The organism is Shewanella sp. 10N.261.52.F9 (assembly GCF_041471165.1).
GTDB lineage: Bacteria > Pseudomonadota > Gammaproteobacteria > Enterobacterales > Shewanellaceae > Shewanella > Shewanella marinintestina.
The window spans coordinates 163,810-187,865 of sequence record NZ_JBFRNX010000024.1; the positions used below are offsets into that span (position 1 = coordinate 163,810).

General features: G+C 41.3%; 20 protein-coding genes. 11 read left to right on the forward strand and 9 right to left on the reverse strand.

Translation table 11 applies throughout. From position 1 onward, the window contains the following. Positions 1 to 5: 5 nt before the first annotated feature. The 3 genes from AB4298_RS16930 to cmoA are packed head-to-tail and all read right to left on the reverse strand — an operon-like array spanning position 6 to position 2,504. A complete protein-coding gene (locus AB4298_RS16930) occupies positions 6 to 761 on the reverse strand; it encodes an ATP-dependent zinc protease family protein (RefSeq protein ID WP_248997321.1) in 756 nt (251 codons plus the stop codon). Between the two features lie 22 nt (positions 762 to 783). Then, a complete protein-coding gene (gene cmoB / locus AB4298_RS16935) occupies positions 784 to 1,776 on the reverse strand; it encodes a tRNA 5-methoxyuridine(34)/uridine 5-oxyacetic acid(34) synthase CmoB (RefSeq protein ID WP_248997320.1) in 993 nt (330 codons plus the stop codon). Beyond that, positions 1,773 to 2,504: a carboxy-S-adenosyl-L-methionine synthase CmoA gene (gene cmoA, locus AB4298_RS16940; protein WP_248997319.1), complete on the reverse strand. Its 732-nt coding sequence runs from the start codon at positions 2,502 to 2,504 to the stop codon at positions 1,773 to 1,775. The genes cmoB and cmoA overlap by 4 nt, the downstream gene beginning before the upstream one ends. 150 nt (positions 2,505 to 2,654) lie before the next feature. Here cmoA and AB4298_RS16945 point away from each other — a divergent pair, with 150 nt between their 5' ends. The 6 genes from AB4298_RS16945 to ruvB all read left to right on the forward strand — a co-directional run bounded on the left by AB4298_RS16945 (position 2,655) and on the right by ruvB (position 10,673). Next, positions 2,655 to 5,465 (forward strand): diguanylate cyclase domain-containing protein, encoded by a 2,811-nt coding sequence (locus tag AB4298_RS16945; protein WP_371987603.1) that lies wholly within the window; start codon positions 2,655 to 2,657, stop codon positions 5,463 to 5,465. 362 nt (positions 5,466 to 5,827) lie between these two features. Next, positions 5,828 to 7,621 carry an aspartate--tRNA ligase gene (aspS, locus tag AB4298_RS16950; RefSeq protein ID WP_371987604.1) on the forward strand — a complete coding sequence of 598 codons (1,794 nt, stop codon included), beginning with the start codon at positions 5,828 to 5,830 and terminating at the stop codon, positions 7,619 to 7,621. Between the two features lie 142 nt (positions 7,622 to 7,763). Next, on the forward strand, positions 7,764 to 8,507 hold the full coding sequence (locus AB4298_RS16955; protein WP_371987606.1) for a YebC/PmpR family DNA-binding transcriptional regulator: 744 nt from the start codon (positions 7,764 to 7,766) through the stop codon (positions 8,505 to 8,507). Positions 8,508 to 8,514: 7 nt separating this feature from the next. Continuing rightward, on the forward strand, positions 8,515 to 9,036 hold the full coding sequence (ruvC, locus tag AB4298_RS16960; RefSeq protein WP_371987608.1) for a crossover junction endodeoxyribonuclease RuvC: 522 nt from the start codon (positions 8,515 to 8,517) through the stop codon (positions 9,034 to 9,036). Further along, the gene (ruvA, locus tag AB4298_RS16965; RefSeq protein WP_371987609.1) at positions 9,033 to 9,650 is read left to right on the forward strand and encodes a Holliday junction branch migration protein RuvA; all 618 of its coding nucleotides are present in this window, start codon (positions 9,033 to 9,035) and stop codon (positions 9,648 to 9,650) included. The genes ruvC and ruvA overlap by 4 nt, the downstream gene beginning before the upstream one ends. Before the next feature lie 9 nt (positions 9,651 to 9,659). Further along, complete coding sequence (ruvB, locus tag AB4298_RS16970) at positions 9,660 to 10,673, forward strand: Holliday junction branch migration DNA helicase RuvB (RefSeq protein ID WP_371987611.1); 1,014 nt, start codon at positions 9,660 to 9,662, stop codon at positions 10,671 to 10,673. Positions 10,674 to 10,741: 68 nt separating this feature from the next. Here the strand turns inward: ruvB and AB4298_RS16975 are convergent, their stop codons facing one another. Further along, positions 10,742 to 11,245 (reverse strand): hypothetical protein, encoded by a 504-nt coding sequence (locus AB4298_RS16975; RefSeq protein ID WP_371987613.1) that lies wholly within the window; start codon positions 11,243 to 11,245, stop codon positions 10,742 to 10,744. Positions 11,246 to 11,788: 543 nt separating this feature from the next. Between AB4298_RS16975 and AB4298_RS16980 the strand changes: the two genes are divergently transcribed. The 5 genes from AB4298_RS16980 to AB4298_RS17000 all read left to right on the forward strand — a co-directional run bounded on the left by AB4298_RS16980 (position 11,789) and on the right by AB4298_RS17000 (position 20,066). Continuing rightward, complete coding sequence (locus tag AB4298_RS16980) at positions 11,789 to 12,256, forward strand: hypothetical protein (protein ID WP_248997311.1); 468 nt, start codon at positions 11,789 to 11,791, stop codon at positions 12,254 to 12,256. Between the two features lie 123 nt (positions 12,257 to 12,379). Then, the gene (locus AB4298_RS16985; RefSeq protein ID WP_371987614.1) at positions 12,380 to 13,162 is read left to right on the forward strand and encodes a fimbrial biogenesis chaperone; all 783 of its coding nucleotides are present in this window, start codon (positions 12,380 to 12,382) and stop codon (positions 13,160 to 13,162) included. 14 nt (positions 13,163 to 13,176) lie between these two features. After that, entirely contained in the window at positions 13,177 to 16,218 is a 3,042-nt protein-coding gene (locus AB4298_RS16990) for a carboxypeptidase regulatory-like domain-containing protein (RefSeq protein ID WP_371987616.1), read from the forward strand. A gap of 239 nt (positions 16,219 to 16,457) precedes the next feature. Then, a complete protein-coding gene (locus AB4298_RS16995) occupies positions 16,458 to 16,889 on the forward strand; it encodes a hypothetical protein (protein ID WP_371987617.1) in 432 nt (143 codons plus the stop codon). A 660-nt stretch (positions 16,890 to 17,549) separates the two neighbouring features. Further along, positions 17,550 to 20,066 (forward strand): TonB-dependent receptor, encoded by a 2,517-nt coding sequence (locus AB4298_RS17000; RefSeq protein WP_248997307.1) that lies wholly within the window; start codon positions 17,550 to 17,552, stop codon positions 20,064 to 20,066. An 80-nt stretch (positions 20,067 to 20,146) separates the two neighbouring features. On the opposite strand, the gene gloA is transcribed toward AB4298_RS17000, so the two are convergent. The 5 genes from gloA to rsxD all read right to left on the reverse strand — a co-directional run bounded on the left by gloA (position 20,147) and on the right by rsxD (position 24,054). After that, positions 20,147 to 20,557, reverse strand: coding sequence for a lactoylglutathione lyase (gene gloA / locus AB4298_RS17005; RefSeq protein WP_371987618.1), 411 nt, complete (start codon positions 20,555 to 20,557; stop codon positions 20,147 to 20,149). A gap of 410 nt (positions 20,558 to 20,967) precedes the next feature. Further along, complete coding sequence (gene nth, locus AB4298_RS17010; protein WP_371987620.1) at positions 20,968 to 21,609, reverse strand: endonuclease III; 642 nt, start codon at positions 21,607 to 21,609, stop codon at positions 20,968 to 20,970. Positions 21,610 to 21,656: 47 nt separating this feature from the next. Beyond that, positions 21,657 to 22,352 (reverse strand): electron transport complex subunit E, encoded by a 696-nt coding sequence (rsxE, locus tag AB4298_RS17015; protein ID WP_371987621.1) that lies wholly within the window; start codon positions 22,350 to 22,352, stop codon positions 21,657 to 21,659. Continuing rightward, complete coding sequence (gene rsxG / locus AB4298_RS17020) at positions 22,345 to 22,983, reverse strand: electron transport complex subunit RsxG (protein ID WP_371987622.1); 639 nt, start codon at positions 22,981 to 22,983, stop codon at positions 22,345 to 22,347. The genes rsxE and rsxG overlap by 8 nt, the downstream gene beginning before the upstream one ends. An 18-nt stretch (positions 22,984 to 23,001) precedes the next feature. Beyond that, the gene (gene rsxD, locus AB4298_RS17025) at positions 23,002 to 24,054 is read right to left on the reverse strand and encodes an electron transport complex subunit RsxD (RefSeq protein WP_371987623.1); all 1,053 of its coding nucleotides are present in this window, start codon (positions 24,052 to 24,054) and stop codon (positions 23,002 to 23,004) included. Positions 24,055 to 24,056: the final 2 nt, after the last annotated feature.

A 24,056-nucleotide genomic window follows, 5' to 3' on the forward strand; every position in this document is an offset into this window, starting at 1 on the left:
TTATCCTATTTATTGGTTTTAGACGGCTTTGCGTCTTGTTTTTTTCCGTGGATAAAAGTCTGCCCAACATCGACAACTGCGATGTCTTGCATAAACTTACGACCAAGTAGTAACGGATATTCCAGATGGCTACGATCACTTAGATTCAAGTCTGTTTCAGCTTTGTATTGGCCAATCTCAAGGTGAGCGTGAATGACAGGGCGGCGGTCGCTCTTATCATCAGCATCTTGTTTAATACGAACAAAACGTTCTACTTTTGATTCAAAAGTTTTAGCGGGTTGTTTTTCGCCTTGAGTGAAAACATCGAAGCGAACCCATTGGCTTCCATCTCTTTCAAACAAAATAATATTTCGGGCGTCAAGTGAAGAAGATTCCGCACCGGTATCAATACGGGTATTGAAACTAGCTTTTACTTCATCGACATACACATTTTCAACTGCGCCAAGCATAAACTTGTCACCAATAGGAGAAGGAGGGCATTGCACTGGGGCAACAACTGGCACTATGGCTTTTTCTTCTTTCACATTTAATTGAGCTACATTGGCTTTAAGCTCATCAACCTGTGCTGTTAGTGTTTCAAAAGCAGCAGCTTGGCTTTGGTTACAAGTATTAATTGCTCCCAGTATATTGCTTTCTTGCTTGGTTAAGCTGGCTTCTAGTACCGTTACATCGACTGGAATTGGTGCATTTTTATCGCTCGTCGTTGCACAACCTGCAAGGACTGTTGATATTGCGGCAATACAAATTATCTGCTTGAACATAGTGCTTCCCATTTACTATTGGCTAGATTAAATCTTTATTAGGCTGATTCTTGGTGGCAATAATCGTGGCTCGTTTAGGTGCCGGATAGCCTTCAACTGTTAGGCTAACATCATTAGGGTCTAAATAATCAACTAATGATTCATTTGGCATCCATTGTGTACTTCTTTGTTCTGCAAGAGAAGTTACATCTACATCAACGCAGCGAATGTCTGTGAAATCGCATTTTTTTAACCACAACATTAATGCTTCAACAGACGGTAAGAACCAAACATTATTCATTTTACCGTAGCGGTCTTTTGGTACTAATACGGTATTTTCATCACCATCGACAACTAAAGTTTCAAGGACTAATTCGCCTCCGGTGCGTAATTGGTCTCTTAATTGGTAGATGTGGTCGATTGGAGAGCGGCGGTGGTATAGCACCCCCATCGAAAATACGGTATCAAATGCATCAAGAGGTGGTAGCTCTTCAATGCCTAGTGGTAAGAAATGCACTGGATGTTCGTTACCTGCTAAGCGTTTGACAGCTTCAAATTGGCACATAAACAGTGGTGATGGGTCAATACCCACTACGTGTTTAGCGCCTTCACCTAGCATGCGCCACATGTGATAACCACTACCACAACCCACATCTAATACTGTACGATTAGCAAGTGGTGAAATATGAGGTACAACGCGTTCCCATTTCCAGTCTGAACGCCATTCGGTATCAATCTCAACACCATGTAAAGAATAAGGGCCTTTACGCCAAGGCTTGAAAATACCCAATAAGTTTTCTAGTTTTTCTCTTTCGCCGTCGCTGAGTTGTTCACCTGACCCTACTTTTACGCTGGATTTAAAGTCAATGATATCAGCTTCTGGGTAATGCAGCTTATTAAGTACTTTTTCCCACTTAGGCAGCGAACCGTGCTTATGTTCCCTTTGCCACTGGCCAAGAATTGACGGAAGTGTCTCTAACCAATGTTGTAGGCTTGAGTCTGAAATTTGTTTGTAGAATGAGCTGAAACTAATCACTTAATTGCCACCATAGATGCAAAATTAAAACATTGGAACCACACGCTGAACTCACTAAAACCTTGGGCTCTGATCCGATTTTCGTGCTCAGCGAGTGTATCAGGTTTCATCACGTTTTCTAATGAACTACGTTTTTGACTGATCTCTAACTCACTGTAACCATTTGCTCTTTTGAAATCGAGATGTAAATCATCCAAAGTGGATTGAATTGTATCTTCTTTAAAGTAAAGCTTTTCCGAGAGAATTAATAAACCGCCAGGAACAAGCCCTTGATAGATATTTTTGAGCAGGTTTTCACGATCACTTGGGGCTAAAAATTGCATAGTGAAATTTAGCACCACCAAAGATGCATTTTCAATTTTAATATCTCGAATATCACCGCAAATCAATTCTACAGGCGTTTCGCTAACGTAGGCTGATAGGTTTTCTTGGCAACGTTCAATCATTGATTCGCTGTTATCGATGGCAACGATTTGGCAATTACGACCTTCAACGCGGCGGCGAATGCTTAATGTTGCAGAGCCTAATGAACAACCTAGGTCGTATATTTTACTATTTGGCGCAGCATATTTTTGAGCGAGATCGCCGATAGTATTAATGATTTGCCCGTAGCCAGGAACTGAGCGCCTAATCATGTCATTAAAGACACCGGCGACTTTATCATCGAATTGAAAGTCGCTGACTTGTTGGTAAGGCTTGGCAAAAAGATTATCTTGTGAAGAGTTCATGTGATCAGATCGTGGGAGTTCAACACTTTATTCTAGCTAAACATGGCTGTTACCAGCAAGACTAGCACTGGAAATTACTGATAAAATTTTGTCTAATAGCAATAATAAAACAAAAAACACTCATAAAATTAACCTTTTTGGGAAATGTAATTGAAAACTATCACTTGTTTGTTGCTTGTGCTGCTCAGTATTTCTTTAATGTCTACGGCTATGGCTGAATCCAATAAACAGGAGCCTCCGCTGATAATTGCAATGAGTAATGACACTTATCCCTTTCAATTCGTTGATGAAAACAATCAAGCTAGCGGCCTTTTAGTTGATATTTGGTTACATTGGTCAAAACAAACTAATCGTAAAGTTGTATTCAAGCCAACAGATTGGGTGCAATCGCTCAAAAACTTACAAAATGGTGTTGCTGATGTGCATATTGGTATGGCGAAAACGTCAACCAGAGAAAATCATTACCAGTTTTTACCGGAGCTACTTAGTTTTCATAGCTTCTTATATGTGAACTATCAATTACCTAAACCACAAACCTTATCTCAATTAATGCCTTATAAAATCGGTGTTGTCAGAGGAGCTGCTCAAATTGATATTTTGCAGCAACAAGAACCGCGACTTACTTTTAGTTATTTTGATAATCGGACTGATCTACTAAAAGCGGTAATTAATGAAGAAATTTTCGTATTTGTAGGGTTAGAAGGCTTCTTACGTGAAAGCCAAATCAATAACACTATTTCTATTCAGTTCCCTAAAGAGAACCGCAAAGAAATATCAAAGCTTTCTTTTTATCCTGCGATTTTGAAAGATAGAACTGAGTTAAGTAAAACTGTGCAGGCAGGATTTAGTGCAATGCCTAGCGATATTATCGACGAGTTAACTCGGCATTGGTTAGGCAATCAGCGCTATCAGAATGATATCGTTATTGCAATGCAGACTGGCGTCGCTCCTTTTGCTGATCTTGGTGCAGATGGGCTGCCTAATGGATTACTGGTCGATATATGGAAGCTGTGGTCTGAAAAGACAGGATTGCCAGTACGTTTTGTGGTTGGCACCATGAAGCAGAGCGTAGATAACGTCAAGCGTGGCATTGCTGATGTACATTTAGGTTACCCTGAAAGCGCTTCAATTCAAACGGGCCTAAACCGAGCCCACACTATTTACAAAGTTACGAGCCGGCTATTCTCCTATGGCAGTCAGCTGGATTCGTTGGAACAACTTAAAAATAAAGTGATTGCGGTATCGCCGACATCACCATACCTTGCAGAATTAATAGAAGCGCTGCCTGATTCCCATATTCGATATTATTCGTCGATGACAGAGATGATAGATGCGGCCAAAAATGATGAAATTGATGCCTTTGTTGCAGCTGGCGCTTGGACTCAACACTACCTTTTATTAGATCAAAGTTGGGGGGCTTTCTACCAATATCCAGATCTTGAATTTAATACCGAGTTATATGTACTTAACCGCAATAAGGATGTTGGTTTTGCTGCGCGAATCGCGGCTGGCTTTACCCAAATATCGCCGCTTGAGCTGGCTCAAGTAGAGCGTAAGTGGATGTTAAATCCTGCTGACAGGATCTATAAAGATCAGCAAGGTCTGATTCACCTAACGGCCGAACAGCAAAATATTATTAATGACACGGGGGTTATTAAGGTAGGTTACTTACGTGATTGGCCACCGATGGAGTTTGAAGAAAATGGCCTGTACTCAGGAATCAACAGTGACGTTATCAATATTATTGCCAATGAGCTTAGCTTAACAGTCGAAACTGTTGTTTTTGATGAATGGCAAAGTTTGCTCGATGCCTTGGTCACTGGTGGTGTTGATATGGTTGGCAGTGTGGCCAAAACTGCAGAGCGAGAATATCAGTTGGGCTTTTCTGAGGCTTATTGGCCCGCACCTTGGGGACTAGTGACCTCACACAGTAATATTAACGTGTTTGGCTTAGAAGAGCTTAGAGGCCAACGTATTGCAGTTGTTGAAGGCTACCATATTATTGGCCAACTAATGCGGGAATATCCAGAGTTAAAGTTGGTATTAGTACCTGATAGCAGCTCAGGACTAAAAGCGGTCAATTTAGGTAAAGCTGATGTATTTATTGATAAAGTGACTAACTTAAGTAGCGGATTAAGGCAGGGTCAATACTCAGATCTAAAGATGTCAATGCTTGTTGATTTTGCTGAACAAAGAAGTCATATCGGAGTTCACAGTAGTAAAAAATCATTACTGCCGCTAATTAACGTTGTGCTAGCAAGTATTGATCCTGTTCAGCAAAGGAAAATTCATCAAAAGTGGGTCACACAAACAGTTGCTTTTGAACGTGATGAATACGAGGCCAGAGTTAAACTCGGTATTGCTATTTTTACTGTTCTTGGATTAGGTGTTATCGGAGCACTATTGGCAAATCGGCGTTTACGTAAAGAGATTTTACGTAGGACTGAAGCTGAAACTCAAATGGCTCACTTTGCTAAGAACGATAGCTTAACTGAATTACCTAATCGCTCCTTGATTGATGATAGGCTTGAGCAGGCTATTTTATTGCATACCCGTGATACCGCCCAGTTTGCGGTTATTTTTATTGATTTGGATGGTTTTAAATTGATTAATGACCAATTTGGACATCAAGTTGGCGATCAATTTTTGGTTCATGTCGCAAAAGAGTTAGTCAAAGGGATCCGCCGTTCAGACACTGTAGGTCGTCTTGGCGGGGATGAGTTTGTGGTGATCTTAAATGATATCAAAGATATTAAATCTGTATATGATGTCGCTGAAAACCTACTCAACCGCCTATCTCAGCCTTTTATTATTGCAGATCATACGCTAACGGCATCTGCGAGTGTTGGAATAGCGCTATTTCCTATAGATGGAGATTGCATCGATGCGCTGCTAAAAACAGCAGATAAACAGATGTACCGCGCAAAAAATGCGGGCGGTAGAACATATCGTAGTAGTTAGTTTTGCATCCTTGTTGCTGACATGAGATTGTACTAATCCAATGGGCTGAGAGTTCAGTTTTGCAGACTTAAAGAGCAATATTAACATTGACGATGACTCGTTAGCTTGTTGAGTCCAATTGATGTTAGTAATAGATTAAAAACTAGCTTATTAGCTTTAAGAACTGTGAGGTTAAGTTAACCTGCTGCTTGCTTTTTATACAAACGAGCTCAAACACTTAAATTTCAATCTAAATTGATTGATAGTTAGCCGACTAGTCGAGAAGTTATTTGGAAAACGGCAATATTTCTCTATAATGCCCGTTTTGTCTTGTTTTGAACCAGATCCTCAAGCATCGCTTTGCGGAATAAAGGAAGAGTTAAATGCGCAGTCATTATTGTGGAGACGTCAATAAGTCTCACGTAGGTCAAGAAGTGACCCTAGTGGGTTGGGTTAATCGCAGCCGAGATTTAGGCGGCGTTGTTTTTCTAGATCTTCGTGATAGAGAAGGTATCGTTCAGGTTGTTTATGATCCAGACCTTCCTGAAGTGTTTGATGTTGCAAGCACACTACGCAGCGAATTTTGTGTTCAGATTAAAGGCCTTGTAAGAGCAAGACCTGATAGCCAAGTTAACGCTGATATGCGTACTGGCGAGATTGAAATTTTGGGCTTGGAGCTAACGATTCTAAATAGCTCAGCGCCATTACCAATCAACATGGACAAAAATCAGCATAACACCGAAGAACAGCGTCTAAAGTATCGCTACTTAGATTTACGTCGTCCAGAAATGGCTGACCGCATTGTATTCCGTTCAAAAGTGACTAGCGCGGTAAGACGTTTCTTAGATGGCAACGGTTTCTTAGATATTGAAACGCCAATCCTGACTAAAGCGACACCAGAAGGTGCGCGTGATTACTTAGTACCAAGCCGTACTTACAAAGGTCAGTTCTTCGCATTGCCACAATCTCCACAATTGTTTAAGCAGTTGTTGATGATGTCTGGTTTTGATCGCTACTACCAAATCGTTAAGTGTTTCCGTGACGAGGATTTGCGTGCTGATCGTCAGCCTGAATTCACTCAGATCGATATCGAAACGTCATTCATGTCTTCTACACAAGTAATGGATAAGACTGAAGAGATGGTACGTGGTTTATTTAAAGAGCTATTGAATGTTGATTTGGGCGAGTTCCCTAAGATGACATTTGAAGAAGCGATGCGTCGTTTCGGTTCAGATAAGCCTGATCTACGTAACCCTCTAGAGCTTATTGATGTCGCTGATATCGTTAAAGACGTTGAGTTCGCGGTATTTAATGGCCCAGCAAACGATCCAGAAGGTCGTGTTGCGGTACTAAGCATTCCTGGTGGCGCTAAGCTTTCACGTAAACAGTTAGATGAATACGCTAAGTATGTGACTATCTACGGTGCTAAAGGCCTAGCTTGGATGAAGGTTAATGATCTTGACCAAGGTATGGAAGGCATTCAGTCTCCAGTACTTAAGTTCCTAAGCGAAGATGTGGTTAAGGCGTTACTTGAGCGTACTGGCGCACAAACTGGCGATCTAATCCTATTCGGTGCTGATAAAGCTAACATCGTTGCAGAAGCAATGGGTGCACTACGTCTTAAAGCGGGCGAAGACTTTGACTTGCTACAGGGCGAGTGGAAGCCACTTTGGGTTGTTGACTTCCCAATGTTTGAGCGTACATCTGACGGCGGTTTGCATGCAATGCACCACCCATTCACTGCGCCAAGCAACATGACGCCAGAAGAGCTAGAGGCGAACCCAATTGCTGCTATTTCTGATGCATACGACATGGTACTAAACGGCTGTGAATTAGGCGGCGGTTCGGTACGTATTCACGATAGCAAGATGCAGTCAGCAGTATTTAGAATTCTAGGTATTAACGATGAAGAAGCGAGCGAGAAGTTTGGCTTCTTACTTGAAGCATTGCGCTATGGTACACCTCCACACGCAGGTTTAGCATTTGGTCTTGACCGCATCATCATGTTGATGACAGGTGCTAGCTCAATTCGTGACGTGATGGCGTTCCCGAAAACAACCACTGCGGCCTGTCCGTTAACGAATGCACCAGGATTTGCTAATCCTGTGCAGTTAGCTGAGTTAGGCGTGAGTGTCGTTGAAGCAGAGCCGAAAGCTGACGCTAAAGACGCTGAATAATAAAGCGTGATGAAGAGCCGAGTTAAGACTCGGCTTTTTTTTCGATAAAATATACCCAAGTAACTTACATTTAAAGCAAATAGGCGCATTATCGTCGGTTAGGTCGCTTAAGGTTGTTTGGGTATAAATTAAGGAGATAGAGATGGCAGGTCATAGCAAATGGGCCAATATTAAGCACCGTAAGGCTGCTCAAGATGCAAAACGCGGTAAATTATTCACTAAATTTATCCGTGAATTGACTGTTGCTGCGCGAGAGGGCGGATCAGATCCTGATTCAAACCCACGTTTACGTGCGGCAATTGATAAATCTCTTTCAAATAACATGACTCGTGACACCGTTGAACGAGCGATAAAGCGCGGTGCGGGTGAACTCGACGGCCAAGTGTTAGAAACCATTATTTATGAAGGTTATGGGCCAGGTGGCACAGCTGTGCTGGTCGAAACCATGACTGATAATAAAAACCGCACCGTATCAGGCGTGCGGAACGCATTTAGTAAGTCAGGCGGCAATTTAGGCACCGACGGCTCTGTGGCTTACCTTTTCGATAAGAAAGGCATTATTTCTTATGAAGAGGTGGATGAAGATACCGTCATGGACGCGGCATTAGAAGCCGGTGCTGAAGATGTGGTGACCCATGAGGATGGCTCAATCGATGTGCTGACTTCCCCTGAAGATTTCGGTAGCGTGAAAGATGCACTCGATGCTGCAGGTCTTGAGTCAGTTAACGCTGAAGTGACCATGGTGCCATCAACCAAAGCGGATTTAGATGCCAATACTGCACCTAAGTTTTTACGCTTAATCGATAATCTTGAAGATCATGATGATGTACAAGAGGTTTATCACAATGCAGAAATTTCTGACGAAGTGATGGAAGGGCTGGAATAAGTAAAATATGGCAATTATTTTGGGAGTCGATCCCGGCTCTCGGATCACTGGGTATGGCGTGATTCAATGTGTAGGTCGGCAGCAAGTTTATGTCGGTAGTGGTTGTATTCGTACCAGCTCAGATGAGTTGCCATTACGTTTAAAGCAGATTTTTGATGGCTTGTCTGAAATTATCAGACAATATCAACCGGACGAATTTGCAATTGAGCGAGTTTTTATGGCTAAAAATGCGGACTCTGCATTAAAACTTGGCCAAGCTAGAGGAGCGGCTATTGTTGCGGCAACAGCGGCTAACTTGCCGGTTGCCGAATACAGCGCAACGCAGATCAAAAGTGCGGTTGTTGGTACGGGCCGCGCGCAAAAAACGCAAGTACAGCATATGATCCAGCAATTACTTAAATTGCCAAGTGCGCCGCAAGCCGATGCTGCTGATGCATTGGGCGTAGCCGTATGCCATTATCATACTTGTCAAAGCTTGGCAGCGTTAGGTGGCCGAGCAAATGTTAGAACTTACGGACGTTATAAATGATAGGTCGTATTCGCGGATTGTTAATTGAGAAACAAGCACCAGAAGTGCTTGTGGATGTAGCTGGCGTTGGCTATGAAATCCAAATGCCGCTTACTAGCTTTTATGAGCTTCCAGAGCTTGGCCAAGAAGCGGTGATTTATACGCATTTTGTGGTTAGAGAAGATGCGCAGTTGCTTTATGGTTTTGTGACTAAACAAGAGCGCAGCCTATTTAGATTGCTGATCAAAGCCAATGGCGTTGGGCCTAAGCTTGGCTTAACCATTTTATCTGGCATGACTGCAGGTGAGTTTGTTGCCTGTGTTGAGCGCGACGATATCGCCACTTTGGTAAAATTACCTGGTGTTGGTAAAAAAACCGCAGAGCGTTTATTAGTTGAGATGCGCGACAAACTTAAGAACCTAATGGAAGCATCCGTCGGTTCTGAGCGAGAGTTTATGTTGCAATCAAACTATAAGGCCCCTGAAGTGGTTAATACTGCTGAAGAAGATGCCATTGCAGCGCTATTGTCTCTTGGTTATAAGCCTGCTCAAGCGAGTAAAGCGGTATCAGCAGTTTATACTGATGGTATGAGTTCTGAAACGCTGATTAAATCAGCATTGAAATCGATGCTTTAAGGATAACAAATGATTGAAGCAGACCGACTCATACAACCTAACATCATCGACCGTGAAGAGGTTGAAGCTGTTGATCGCGCTATGCGACCTAAGATGCTCGATGAGTATACTGGCCAGGATGATACGCGCGCGCAGCTTAAGATTTTTATCCAAGCAGCGCAAAAGCGTGGTGAAGCATTAGATCATATGTTGATTTATGGTCCACCAGGCTTAGGTAAAACTACATTGGCGATGATTGTTGCTAATGAAATGGGCGTGAATATTAAATCAACCTCAGGTCCAGTGTTAGAAAAGGCCGGAGACTTGGCGGCATTACTGACTAACCTTGAGCCAAATGATGTGTTGTTTATCGATGAAATCCATCGATTAAGCCCGGTAGTTGAAGAGATTTTGTATCCAGCTATGGAAGATTACCAACTTGATATTATGATTGGTGAAGGTCCAGCTGCACGCTCTATTAAGCTAGATTTGCCGCCTTTTACACTCGTTGGTGCAACGACACGCGCAGGTGCATTAACATCACCACTTAGGGCACGTTTTGGTATTCCGCTTAGGCTTGAGTTTTATAACGTTAAAGATCTTTCAAGCATCGTAACGCGCAGTGCCAAAGTGATGGATCTTGAGATTGATGATGCAGGATCGATTGAAATAGCCCGTCGCTCTCGCGGTACACCGCGTATTGCTAACCGATTGCTTAGACGCGTGCGAGATTTTGCAGAAGTAAAACATAGTGGCGCAGTAACTCAAGCTATTGCCAATGAAGCATTAGACATGCTCGATGTTGACGCTGAAGGCTTTGATTACATGGACAGAAAGTTATTGCTGGCCATTATTGATAAGTTTATGGGCGGTCCTGTTGGTTTAGATAACTTAGCCGCAGCAATTGGTGAAGAGCGCGAGACCATTGAAGATGTGCTAGAACCGTTTTTAATTCAGCAAGGGTTTATTCAGCGTACACCACGTGGACGAATAGCGACTAACAGAGCTTATAGTCATTTTAATATAATCAAGCCTGAAGCTTGATATTTCAAATAAAATAGCCCGTTTAGAAACGGGCTATTGACTAGTTAACTGTAATGCTAAATGAGCTATCATTGCTCGGTGATCCTTAACACATATTGCGGAAACTTTTCTCCAGCCGTCGCATTTTTCCCGGCAGCGACTTTAGCGCCTATTGAAATTATTTCACCATCACGTCCCGGGTTTTCAAGCGCTATCGTTGGAAAGCTCTTATAGGTTTTATTCTTATACCTGACTCTTAGCGTTTTCAAATTCACTTTAGCTTCATTAGCAATCTGAAAAAAATCTACAGATATCGGTTGGTTGGTATCAGAGCTTACTAAATATTTCCCCTGGTAATAATCATTATCGAGTAAGGTCGCATTAGTGCCACCGCCAAGCTTACCTTTCCAATTAACCACTACAACTGTGGATTTATTTATATTTTTTATCGTAGTTGGATACTTAAGCGACTGTATTTCTGTGATTGTTACAGCTGCAATTGCTTTAGTGCTGATAAGAGAACTCAGTAGGCTAATGATTATAAGTTTAATGGTCTTTGATGTTGGCGATTGTTGAGCGTTGAATGTTGGCATTTTTATTTTTGTTGTTGGCATATTACTGAATATTTTTTATAGGTTAACGTGAACAATAAAAAAAACAATCATGAATTTTACACGGAAGATGAAAGAAAACCGCGGTTCACATTCTAAATCTCTAGTAGGAAAGTCTATGTTTTGCGAGTTGGTATAGACTAACGAACTATTCTTAATGAATATAAATTAGCTCTTTTGGTTATATATAATTAGTAGCCATAGTATATTTGTGTGTTTTTTATTCTTATATCTTGCACTTTTCCAGGGTTTAAGTGATGCGTTTGAGTTTTATTGTGGTGGTTTCGACTCATGTGGTTGTTTATTATTCCTTATAAAACTTATGGGTTAGCAATTGTTGCTAGATTGAATTATTACACTTTTATGAACCTAGCCTTAAAGCTGTTGCTAGATGTGTCTGAATTGTTATATTTTTGTTTCAGGCGCTGCTTGCAACATAAATCATCGAGTTATTTCAGGGGTTTATTATTGCTGTTTTAGCAGGGGGATATAACAACTATAATCGTTAAAATAGGTAAATTAATAATGAATAAAAAAATACTCCTTTCTACCCTTGTTGCATCATCACTACTACTTTCTGCTAGCGCGACTGCTGAAGACGCAACGGGCACAGCAAATTTTAACTTGGTTTACCCTCTTACTGTAACTGAAGCGACAGCTATGGAGTTTGGTGATGTTTCAATTGTGACTGATGGCAGCTGTGGAGTCGATTTTTCCGGAGGTACTACAGGAACTTTATGTGTTGCTGGCGGCGCGACACAAGCTGCAGGTGCTTTTACAGTAACAGGAGCTAACGGCGCTATTAACGTTTCTGTATCTGGAGTCGATAACACTGTTGCTGGCGTTGCATTTACACCAAGTGTGGCCAATGCTTCTGAAACAATTTCAGGTAACACAGCGTCAATTAATGTTGCTGGTAACTTAGATATTACAGCCGCTACTGCTTTAGCTGGTACTCACGCACTAACTTATACATTGAGCGTGACTTACTAATTAGATTGAGGGCTATGAGTGGAATGATTCATAGTCCTTTTTAAATCGATGACTGTCGATGCCGAAGTAAGCTATTTAAAACAATAAAAGAGGGTAAACCTCGTACATTAGCTAGGCGAAAATATGAAAAAGATTTTACTTTGCTGTATTACAGCACTTTGGGTATTTGATGCCTCTGCCAATTTACTTGTCAATCCAACTCGCGTAGAGCTTGATCGTAAAAATACCAGCGCTGTTTTCTCTTTAGTTAATAAAAGTACCGAGTCTGCTCGCTATAATATCTATTTTGAAGATAAAAAAATGCTCGCAAATGGTGATTATGTCGAATTATCAAAACAGGAAGCGACTCAGTCACTAGCAAATTTTGTGCGTTATTCACCTCGCCGAGTTAATATAGAGCCCGAGCAGGGAGTACGAGTTCGTTTAGCTGCTCGTTTACCTAGAAATATTGCACAGGGTGAATATCGTAGTTATATCGTGTTTCATCAAATTCCTTTAGCGCCCAAAAGCTCCAATGATGCAACAGAGCAAAAAGCGGACACATTCAGCCTGTCTATCTCTGCTTATATGAAAGTTGCGATCCCCGTTTTGATGCGAGTGGGGGATTTGAGCAGCGAGCTAAAGATTGAAAAAAGTGCAATTGATAACACTAGGCAATCTATTGAGGTGACGCTGCAACGGATTGGTGAACGCAGTAGCTTCGGTGATATAGAAGTCATCAATCCAGTAACTAAGCAAATCGTTGCCGCGACTAAAAATGTCGCTATCTATACAGAGCTAAATGAGCGTCAGTTTTCTATTGCTCTTACAGAACCTGTTGCTGCGGGGACCGAATTAATCATCCGCTATCAAGAAAATAATTCACTTTTTCAAGCAAAAACTGTTGAGGCTAAGTTAATACTCTAGCCGACCTGAACGCGATGCTTCGACTTTTACAACTCTGTCGCTGGCTGACTTTAGCAGCGATACTTCTGATCGCGTCACTTGCGTCAAAAGATGCATCATTTGATGACTCTAAATTCGAAAGGTTTGAACCACTAGCTGCCACTAAAATTTATTCTCCAGAAGATCGAGAAAACAGCGTTCAACCTATCGATACTTTGGTTGAGGCCATCAGTCTGGACAGTCCTCAAAAAACATTAGCTGACGTACAAAAAACTATTGAGTCAAAAGCGCAATCACTAGAAGCATTAATGCAACCTACGTTAATTGAGCTAGCAAAAGCAAAGTCACAGCATCAAACATTTAGTAAAGGCACCGCGTCAATCCGGACTCCTTTACGTCAACCTGCTTTAAGCTTATCCAATGATGCCGATTTGGCATTATCAAGCTTAATTACGGTTGCAGAACCAAGTTTAATTGGGCATGACTCTAAAACTGATAAGGTGACGAGTGCTTTAGAATCCCATGAAAAGCCTCTTGTTACAGCGTTAAGAGACACACAAGTAGAACCGTCGCTAGCAACTTCAATGATTAAAGCTTGTGATCATCAGCTAGCAATACCCTATCAAAACCAAATTGCAGACGAAGCGCTATTTCTTGTTACCCAACTATTTTATGCAGATATGTCGTTAAGCAATGAAATGTTTGCTTATCAAGATAACGGTCGTACGTATTTACCGTTAGAGTTTGTAGTTGAGCAGCTTTTATTACCAGTGCAAATCGATATCGATTCTCTGTCGGCACATGGCTGGTTTGTTGATGAGGCTAAAACAATCCAAATAGATCAGCAATTGATGCTGTTTTGGAATCAAGGAGTAGATTGCACCGTAACATCATCGGTTATCTATCACGATAGTTGGGATCTCTATATTGAGACTAAGATATTGCAGCAGTTATTCGGTATTGAGATTACGTTTGATTCAGCGAGGCAAAAGTTTGATATAGCCGCTTCTGATCATATCCCCCTTAGCCAGTTAATTGAAAGACAGAAAAAATACCAGTTATTTAATGCACAGAAGAACAGTGCCGATGTACGTAAAGTTCAGGCAGTTAATAAAGAATATGCCGTAGTTGGTGATTTAGCACTAAATGTTGATTTAGGTGTGAGAGCGCAATCGTTTAATAATGAAGCTAAAACTGAAACAGACAGTTATATACAGACAAGGGCCGATTTGTTTGGCCACAATAGCTATGCTGCATACTCTCAAACAGCGAGCGGAACGACCTTTAACGGCTACCTCGAGCGAGTAGTCCAAGATCAATGGGTTAATTTCTACCGTTTAGGCGATGTGGACTCCCACAGCTTATCTTTAGTTTCTGATTCGACTCGAGGCGCTGGCTTTACTGTCAGTGCTGGCAGTGAGTTTACGGCAGATTTACGGACCATTGTTGTAGATGGTGAATTAGAGGCTGGTTGGGATGTAGAGCTTTATCGTAATAACACCTTAGTTGGTGTTCAGCGAGTTCAATCTGATGGCCTGTACCGCTTTACTGATGTGCCATATTATATTGGTTTGAATCAATATCAATTGCGTTTTTACGGACCAAATGGTGAAAGTCGTGTTGAATCCTTTAGTAAATTGCTCGATAGCTCTGTGCTAGAAAAGGGAAGTCTTGGCGTTAATGTTGGCGCAATTTCGCGTGAGCAAGATGATTTAAAACAATATTATGCCGATGTAAATTGGGCTGTTCGAGAAGATATGACAGTAGGACTAGCGCTAGTTCAACAGCAAGATGAATTAAAGCAGTGGCGGTTTTTACCGCGTTTATCGGTTAACTATGTCGGTGATTCGCAGCTAATACAACTTAACTATGTTAAAAGTGACCAAGGCTATGCTACTAGCGCAGCAGTTCAAGGCAGCCAAAGGGATATTGATTGGCAAGCCGAATGGCAACAATACAGTAACTACTCAACCTGGGATAATGTTGGTGGTCGGATCAAACAACAAGCTTTCGCGAGCTTGAATGGCTCCTTTGTCAATATGGGGCTGAACTGGGGCGTAAATGGTCGTTGGCAAGCACTTAACTTCGGTAGCGATAATGCCCAAGCAAACTTCTTACTCTCAGGTCAATTGTATTCTTTATCTTTAAGCAATGAGCTTCGCTGGTCTAGTTTAAATAAGCTTAATAGTTGGAGCGATAGAATTGCAATTTCTGGTCGATTAAGCAATTGGCAAATACGGAGTTATGTCGATATCGAAATCTCACCAGATGTCAGCTTGAACCAGTGGGTATCAAATTTAAATACAGCTATTAATGATGAGGCTAATTATCAAGTTGAGCTGCGCTATCAGCCTAATAGTGATAATGAATTTAGTATGCGTAACTCTATCGCTTACTTTTTTGATTTTGGTAGCTTGCGGTTAGATATTGATAATGCCACCAACGGAGATTGGTTTGCGCAAATGAAATGGAATAGCGCGTTATTATGGGACACAGACCAAGATCGCTGGCTTATCGATAGAATGAGCTATATCAATACAGGAACAGTGAAAGTTATCGCTTTTCAGGATGATAACGCTAACGGGTTATTCGATGGCAATGAGCAGCCTATTGCAGGGTTAACGTTTTCTGGACATAGCCAATCAAATAAACAAACAGATCAAAAGGGTGAGCTACTCATTACTCAGTTGCAAACCAATAGGCAGCAAAAATTAATTCTCAATGAAAATAGCCTATCTGATCCATTTTTACTGCCAGCGGCTCATATCATTAGTGTAAATCCTCATCCCGGCCATATTCAGCCAATTCTGTTCCCAGTTATGTATACAGCAGAGCTTGAAGGAAGCGTATTTTACTCGGGTTCGGATCATTTACCCGCTGTGGGCTTACTCGCCGAACTCAAAAGCAATACTAAAGAGCTGAGTTATAGTGCTCGAGTTGAGTACGATGGTATTTTTATTTTTGGTCAAATACTTCCCGGTAATTATGAACTCTTCCTAGATAATCAGTTTATTCGAACTATTAGTTTATCGCCTGGAGAGTTTATCCAAATACCAGAGCTAGAAATTAGTGATTAGTTCTTTGCTGTTTTAATCACAAATCTAAATGGCTTACTTCTTTTAAAGCACTTTTATCGCTGATTTTACATTTTAATATTCGGTAGGCTTCGATTGTCTAATAACAGACTAGGTTTGTTATCGCGGTTTTTTCTTACGTAAAGTCTATGTGCAAAAGTAGATGAAAGAATCGTTAATATTCTTTTGTTTGGCTATAATTAAGTTTCAGCCTTTGTCACTTTCCTTGTTAATGGATTAACATGAATTTATTTTTTGGTCTTGTCACAGCCTTTGCTCAGGCGCACTTTAATCTGGTTATTCCAGTTTCTATAGAACAAACCCAAGCATTAGAGCTTGGTGATATCTATAGTGTGCAGAATGGAATATGTAAAGTCACTCAAAATGGACGCACGGGTAGTGCATGTTCAGAGTCTAATGCCTCGTTAGGAAAACTAATTGTGCTGGGGAATGTTGGTCAACATGTACAGATTAAAGTTCTGAGTTCTACAAATAGCGCAGTGACTTTTACTCCAATCTTATCAAATGGTAAGCAAGCCTTGACGATGTCCTTATCAGATGCATCAACTGAGATATATGTTGGCGGGGAAGTTACAATTTCTTCCACACACATTTCAGGGGAAAATTTAGGACAGATGAGTGTTCAATATCTAATAGAAGTAAACTACCAATAGTGGCTTGGTGTTTTTGAACGCCTAGCCTTAATTTATGGCAATGGATAACAGCTGGCTGCTATAACACTCATCATCAAATAACTACCGCGTTATGCAACCCTCACTGGCTTATTAACACTAAACTACTGGTTACAAACCGACGTCTACAAATATAAATTTTATCCGACACTGCAAATTTACAGCTCTTTACTAAAGACTGTCACTTTGTAACATCTATTCACATTTATTGAAGTTACCCTCCATAGAAACCTGAATCAATGCTGATCGCTAACCTAGTTAGATTAAAAAAAACATGAGCAATATCTAAGAAATAGAACGTTCAGCGTCGGACTTACTAAAGTTAGTACGATAAAAGTGTGACTAAGGTCACACTTTTGTGATTATCAGTGGTTAAGAAAATGTTGCGCTTGTTTTGGTTTTATTACCTGTATTTTTTTGCTTTAGCAGTGTTTTTATCTTTGATGTGATAGTTGTCACATTGTTGATAACGTGCGTTGTTGTTGGAATTTACTTTTTGTTTAAGTTTTTGCAACACACTTGTGGCAATGGTTAATAAATTGCTCGATTGACGCTTTAAACGTGAAATTGCAGTATCGATACCAACGTCAGGAATAACAAATGACGTATATAAAAATAATTAGGTTTAGGGAGTACGACATAATGAACAGACCATCTAAATTGGCCTCAGCAATTAAGTTTGGCTTAATTGCTTCGGTTTCAACTACTGCATTTTCCGTATCAAATACAGCTTTTGCTGAAGAAGTTGGTGCCGATGTAGAACGCATTGCAGTTACCGGCTCCCGCATCCAACGTCAAGACATGGAAACTGCATCGCCAGTAACCGTTATTGGCGCTGAAGAAATTCGTGCAGAAGGTTTTACTACCGTTGACGAATTGCTACAAGCTCAAACATCTATGGGCGGTAAAGCCGTAGGTTCTAGCACTAACAATGGTGCTGACGGTGTTGCTCAAGTTGACCTTCGCGGTATGGGCTCACAGCGTACACTAGTACTGTTAAATGGTCGCCGTATGGTGAACTCAGGTTCTGGTGCAAACAGCTCTGTTGACCTTAACTCTATTCCTGTAGCGATGATCGCACGTGTTGAAATCTTAAAAGATGGCGCATCAGCAGTATATGGTTCAGATGCAATTGCTGGTGTTGTAAACATCATCACTAAGAAAGACTTTGAAGGTTTCCAAGTTGATGTTCAAGGCGGCATGACCGACAAGAGTGACGGCGAAAATGGTGAAATCAGCGCACTTTATGGTTTTAACACTGATACCGGTAACTACACATTTGGTGCAGCATACTCTGAGCGTAAAGGTGTAATTCAGTCTGACCGTGACTGGACAGATCCAGGTAACAGCTCATTTATTCCAAATGGTTCTTTGGGCGGTAAAGTTAAAGATGAAAATGGTAACTGGGTAGATCGCTCTGAAGGTTATGACTTTACTCAAGATAGCTTCTACCAGACTCCAAGCAAGCGTTACAGTCTATTTGCTAACATGACTCAAGAGCTAGGTGATGACATCGTAATGACCGGTGACATTCTATATACCAAGCGTAAGTCTAATCAGCAGTTAGCACCACAGCCAGCTAACATCATGCTAGATGTTTGTGAAGTAGGACAAGACCCTGCGACATGTCTAGAGCTTGATCAAGACATGATCGATGCTGGTATTACTCCAGATAAGAACGGCCAAGTTAACTACAGAAAGCGTATGAATGACGTGGGTCCACGTATTTATAACCAGGACACTGATACATGGCGTATTTCTGCAGGCCTTGAAGGTTCACTAGATATCAATACGGGTATGAACTGGGATGCTTCGTACACTTACGGTAATAACAAAGCTAAGACTGGCGTAGAAAACTCTATTAACGCTAACTTGATGGCTGATGCTATCTATGCTGACCAAGATCCATGGTTAACTGGTCAGCCAATGACTGATCAAGATGTACTGAATAGTGTTTCTTATGATGAAGAAGCTGATGGTGGTAACGAGCAGCATGTCTTCTCTGCAGGTCTTAACGGTGAACTGTTTGACCTAGATGCAGGTGCAGTTGCATTCGCTATCGGTGCAGAGTATCGCTACGAAAGCGGTTACTACAATCCGGATCCAATTGTTGTTGCAGGTGAAAGTACTGCAGCGCAGCAAGATCCAACAGATGGTAGCTACAACGTTATCTCTGTATTCCAAGAAGTGAGCGTGCCGTTTACTGATAAGCTAACCGGTGAGTTCGCACTACGTTTTGATGATTACTCAACATTTGGTAATGCATCAACTTGGAAGATTGGTCTTACTTATGAAGCTACTGATGACTTAATGCTACGTACTGTAGCGGCGACAGGTTTCCGTGCTCCAAGTGTAAGTGAGCTATATGGTGGTAACTCAGGTTCTTACGATTACTTAGTTGACCCATGGGGTAATGAAAAAGACCCTCAAATCCTAGTAAACCGTACTTCAGATGAAGATCTTAAGCCTGAAGAGTCTGAGTCTTACACTGCTGGTTTAGTTTACTCGCCAAGCTATGTAGATGGTATGTCGTTAACAGTTGACTACTGGCGCTTTAAAGTGAAGAACGCAATTACGCGTCTTGACACTCAAGCTGGTATCGACGCTTGTTATGCTGGTGACGCATCAGCTTGTGAGACCTTCAACATTGGTGCAGATGGTGACTTGTCTAACTTGACTAACTCACTAACTAACGTTGGTTTCCAAGATACAAGCGGTATTGACTTTAACTTAGCTTATAGCTTTGAAGTACTAAACCTAGACTGGACCGTAAGCAACGATACCACTTACTTGTTGAACTTTGAGCAAGATGGCAAAGATTACACTGGTACAATCGATGGTAACTTTGGTGCATATGCAGAGGTTCGTAACAACTTCAGCATTAAAGCTGGCCAAGATGATTGGAGCGTAATGTACTTCAACCGTTATATCGGTGAGATGGATGACCTGGCAACAGGTGATACTGTAGACTCTGTTCTATACCACAACCTATCAGCTACATACTTCATCAACGATGCTTGGATGCTAAGCGCTGGTGTTAAGAACTTTACTGATGAAGAGCCATCAAAAGTATCTAACGGCAGTGACGGCGGTACAGTACCAGAAGTTTACGACGTAATTGGTCGTACATACTTCGCTGGTGTAACCATGAAGTTCTAAATAGCATTTGCTATTTAACCTAAAGAAAAAGCGCCGAAAGGCGCTTTTTTATTATTCATCAATAATAAAATTTTAATTTTTTAGCCTAAACCTTTCTGGGCTGAACTCATCTGGATAAATTCAATCTTGTAGCCGTCAGGATCTTCTACGAAAGCAATTTCAGTGTTTCCACCTGCAACTGGACCTGCAGGGCGAATAACTTTACCACCGGCTGCGGTAATCGCTTCACAGCGAGCATAGATATCTTCTTCACCGATAGCTATATGCCCAAAAGCATTGCCGTGATCATAAGATTCAGTTCCCCAGTTATAAGTTAATTCAATCACTGCACTGCCTGTTGATTCTTCATCAAATCCAACAAACGCTAAGGTATATTGATATTCACTATTCTCGCTTTGTCTAAGCAGTTTCATACCTAAAACCTTGGTGTAAAATTCAATACTGCGTTCAAGATTGCCAACGCGAAGCATGGTATGTAATAGTTGTGCCATGATTAGATATCCAATTGATAGGGTAAGAGTTGAGGCGAAGTATATCGAAATTCTACTTGATAGACACACTTTGTAAAAATTGAGCCAGATCAATTTCTTTAGTCAGTGCATGGATCACAAAATCTTTAAATTAGTCTGAGAAAGTCTCTTGTTTCTTATACTATTAGCTGAGTATTTAAAGGAGAACACTATGCAAACTGAACTAAAAATGTCACTTGGTCTTACTGCTATTATTGCTGCGTTTTTAACTGTTTTCTTTATCTGTATGTACTAAATAAATTTTGTTAGGTTGTTTTATAGTTGGGTCTAGGTTTATAAATTGGCCTAACAAATAGTTTGTTGACATAGAGGTACAAAAAAGCCGCTATTAGCGGCTTTTTTGTTGATTTATCTAAATGTTGGATTAAATATTAATCTTCTGGATAAACCTTATCTTTGAACTCACACAAGTCTTCGATAATGCAACTTCCGCAGCGAGGCTTACGGGCAATACAAGTATAACGTCCGTGCAGAATAAGCCAGTGGTGTACGTCTACTTTAAATTCTGCTGGCACTACTTTAAGCAGTTTGTTTTCGACTTCAACAACGTTTTTACCCATTGCAAACTTAGTGCGATTCGAAACCCTATCAATATGGGTGTCTACAGCAATGGTAGGCCAGCCAAAAGCGGTATTGAGTACAACGTTCGCTGTTTTTCGTCCAACACCTGGCAGGGCTTCTAAGGCTTCTCTGTTTTCAGGGACTTCACCATTGTACTTTTCAACTAGAATTTCGCAGGCTTTAACGACATTAATAGCCTTATTGTTATACAAACCTATCGTCTTAATGTATTGCTTTAGCCCTTCAACACCTAAGTCGACAATGGCTTGGGCAGTGTTTGCAACAGGAAACAGCTTATCGGTTGCCTTATTCACACTTACATCAGTTGCTTGAGCGGATAGAGTAACGGCAACTAAAAGCTCAAATGGGCTAGAGAAATTAAGCTCAGTTTCTGGATGAGGGTTATTCTCCCTTAACCTTTCTAGAATTAAGCGACGTTTTTCTGCGTTCATTTTAAATTTCCGTATTGTTTTATATTTATTCTATTGATCAAACGGGACTAATTAACCTTGGTAATACGAGCGCGTGTAGGAGCCTCAAGTTCAGCTTTAGGCTGTTTACTTGCTAAATGCTGATCGATTACGTTCTTAAGCGCAATCAGTAAGCCCATACCAATAAATGCCCCTGGTGGCAGCATAGCAAGCAAGAAGCTGGTATCCATTTGCCAGATTTGAATAGTTAATGATTTTGCCCACTCGCCGAGTAATTGGTCAGCTCCGTAAAATAGTGTTCCTTGCCCTAGGATCTCGCGGCTCGCGCCTAAAATACACAGAACCAATGTGAAGCCAAGTCCCATCATTAACCCGTCAAAAGCAGACTTAGCGACGTTATTACGTGAAGCGTAAGCCTCTGCACGGCCAATAATGACGCAGTTAGTTACAATAAGCGGTAAGAAAATACCTAAAGAAAGGTATAAACCATATGCGTAGGCGTTGATTAGCAACTGAACGGTTGTCACAAGGGCAGCAATAATCATAACGAATACAGGAATTCGGATCTCTTTGGGTACAAAATCCCGAACAAGAGAAACCAAAATATTTGAGCCAATCAGTACCAGCATTGTTGCTAAACCAAGACCTAACGCATTGGTTAACGTTGCGGTAACTGCAAGTAGTGGGCATAAGCCGAGTAACTGTACAAGGCCAGGGTTATTCTTCCATAAACCTTGTCTTGCAAGTTCTTTATAATCACTCATTTCCTACCTCACAGTTAGCTGGTGTAGACAATAGTGCAGCTTTATTTACATTAAAATACAGCACTGCTTTTTTCACTGCTTTTACATAAGCGCGCGGCGTAATCGTTGCGCCGGTAAATTGATCAATTTCACCGCCATCTTTTTTGACGTTCCAGCGCTTATCTTTGTCTGACTGCAAGAAAAGCCCATCGAATGATTTTACCCACTCAGACTTTCTTAGCTCAATTTTGTCACCTAAGCCCGGCGTTTCTTGATGCGCTAACGTGCGTACGCCTAATACTTCACCAGAGTGACTGATACCAATGATAATACGTATATTACCGTTATATCCATCTGGTGCTATTGCCTCAATTGCAATTGCAACACCTTGATTACTTTTAGTAGCAATATAGGCGGGTAGAGGCTCCGTAGTACCTAAAGCGTCTTCAGATTGGAGAATAATACAATGTTCTGTTAGCTCATTATCATGGATTTCATCTGGTACAATCTGGTGTAATACGCGTGCAAGCTCAACTTTTTCCTGTTGCTTAATCTTGTCGAACGTAAACTCATTGACCACAGCCACAAGCCCTGTACACAAAAGTGCAAATAGACCTAGTAATAAACCATTTTTTAGCATCGATTTTTTCAAAATAAATTCTCTTTAAACTCAGTTGCCGGTGCGGTGACCATAAGTGCGCGGTTTAACGTAGTAGTCAATAAACGGCGCGCAAAGGTTAGCGAGCAGTACAGCAAAAGCAAAAGCGTCTGGGTAACCACCGTAGGTGCGGATCACGTATACTAATACGCCAATAAGTGCGCCGAAAATTAAACGGCCACGAATGCTGGTTGCTGCAGTCACCGGATCTGTAGCAATGAAAAATGCTGCAATCATTGTTGCACCCGAAAACAGCTGCATTAATGGCCCAACGTGAGTATCTGGGTTTAGTAAATAACCAAAACCACTACAGATAAATAGCGAACCTAAAATAGCAAAGCTAATATGCCAGCGAATAACCTTAAGCTTTAACATTACTAGGCCGCCAACAAGGTAAGCCATATTGACCCAAAACCAACCAACGCCAAAACCATCGGAGAACACTGACTTACTCAGGCTTTCGGTCATGGTTAATCCAAGTGCAAGGTCTGTTTTTACCGTATCTAACGGAGTGGCCATTGCTATACCATCAAAACCGAGCTTATAGGTATTAAGCTGCTCGATGGACATTGATCCAAAAATAGCTTGCAGAGTTAGGCTAATATCCATTGGGTTTTGTGCAATAGCTAAAGGCACTGACCAACTTGTCATTTGTACAGGAAAAGAGATCAGCAACATAACGTAAGCTGCCATGGCTGGATTAAAGATATTTTGTCCAAGACCGCCATATAGCTGTTTGACTAGCACGATTGCAAACAAAGTACCGATCACCACTAACCACCAAGGTGCTATAGGTGGTATGGCTACACCTATCAATACAGCGGTGAGCACGGCACTGTTATCACTGATTGTTGGTACGATCGCACGTTTTCTTAATGCTAAAACTGCGGACTCTGCCGCCAAAGCCACAAAAACAGCTAATAACACTTGGATGAGAACACCAAAACCGAAAAAATAACTCTGTACAGCAATACCCGGCAGTGCACATAAAATCACGCGGCGCATAACCGTTTGGGTTTGTAACTGCACTTTTAAGTGCGGTGATGAGGCTAATTTAAACGCCATGT

Bases quoted from the DNA above. Each gene is read 5' to 3' on its own strand.
- AB4298_RS16930 (WP_248997321.1), bottom strand. From the start codon at position 761: ATGTTCAAGCAGATAATTTGTATTGCCGCAATATCAACAGTCCTTGCA.
- cmoA (WP_248997319.1), bottom strand. From the start codon at position 2,504: ATGAACTCTTCACAAGATAATCTTTTTGCCAAGCCTTACCAACAAGTC.
- aspS (WP_371987604.1), top strand. From the start codon at position 5,828: ATGCGCAGTCATTATTGTGGAGACGTCAATAAGTCTCACGTAGGTCAA.
- AB4298_RS16955 (WP_371987606.1), top strand. From the start codon at position 7,764: ATGGCAGGTCATAGCAAATGGGCCAATATTAAGCACCGTAAGGCTGCT.
- ruvC (WP_371987608.1), top strand. From the start codon at position 8,515: ATGGCAATTATTTTGGGAGTCGATCCCGGCTCTCGGATCACTGGGTAT.
- ruvA (WP_371987609.1), top strand. From the start codon at position 9,033: ATGATAGGTCGTATTCGCGGATTGTTAATTGAGAAACAAGCACCAGAA.
- ruvB (WP_371987611.1), top strand. From the start codon at position 9,660: ATGATTGAAGCAGACCGACTCATACAACCTAACATCATCGACCGTGAA.
- AB4298_RS16975 (WP_371987613.1), bottom strand. From the start codon at position 11,245: ATGCCAACATTCAACGCTCAACAATCGCCAACATCAAAGACCATTAAA.
- AB4298_RS16980 (WP_248997311.1), top strand. From the start codon at position 11,789: ATGAATAAAAAAATACTCCTTTCTACCCTTGTTGCATCATCACTACTA.
- AB4298_RS16985 (WP_371987614.1), top strand. From the start codon at position 12,380: ATGAAAAAGATTTTACTTTGCTGTATTACAGCACTTTGGGTATTTGAT.
- AB4298_RS16990 (WP_371987616.1), top strand. From the start codon at position 13,177: ATGCTTCGACTTTTACAACTCTGTCGCTGGCTGACTTTAGCAGCGATA.
- AB4298_RS16995 (WP_371987617.1), top strand. From the start codon at position 16,458: ATGAATTTATTTTTTGGTCTTGTCACAGCCTTTGCTCAGGCGCACTTT.
- AB4298_RS17000 (WP_248997307.1), top strand. From the start codon at position 17,550: ATGAACAGACCATCTAAATTGGCCTCAGCAATTAAGTTTGGCTTAATT.
- gloA (WP_371987618.1), bottom strand. From the start codon at position 20,557: ATGGCACAACTATTACATACCATGCTTCGCGTTGGCAATCTTGAACGC.
- nth (WP_371987620.1), bottom strand. From the start codon at position 21,609: ATGAACGCAGAAAAACGTCGCTTAATTCTAGAAAGGTTAAGGGAGAAT.
- rsxE (WP_371987621.1), bottom strand. From the start codon at position 22,352: ATGAGTGATTATAAAGAACTTGCAAGACAAGGTTTATGGAAGAATAAC.
- rsxD (WP_371987623.1), bottom strand. From the start codon at position 24,054: ATGGCGTTTAAATTAGCCTCATCACCGCACTTAAAAGTGCAGTTACAA.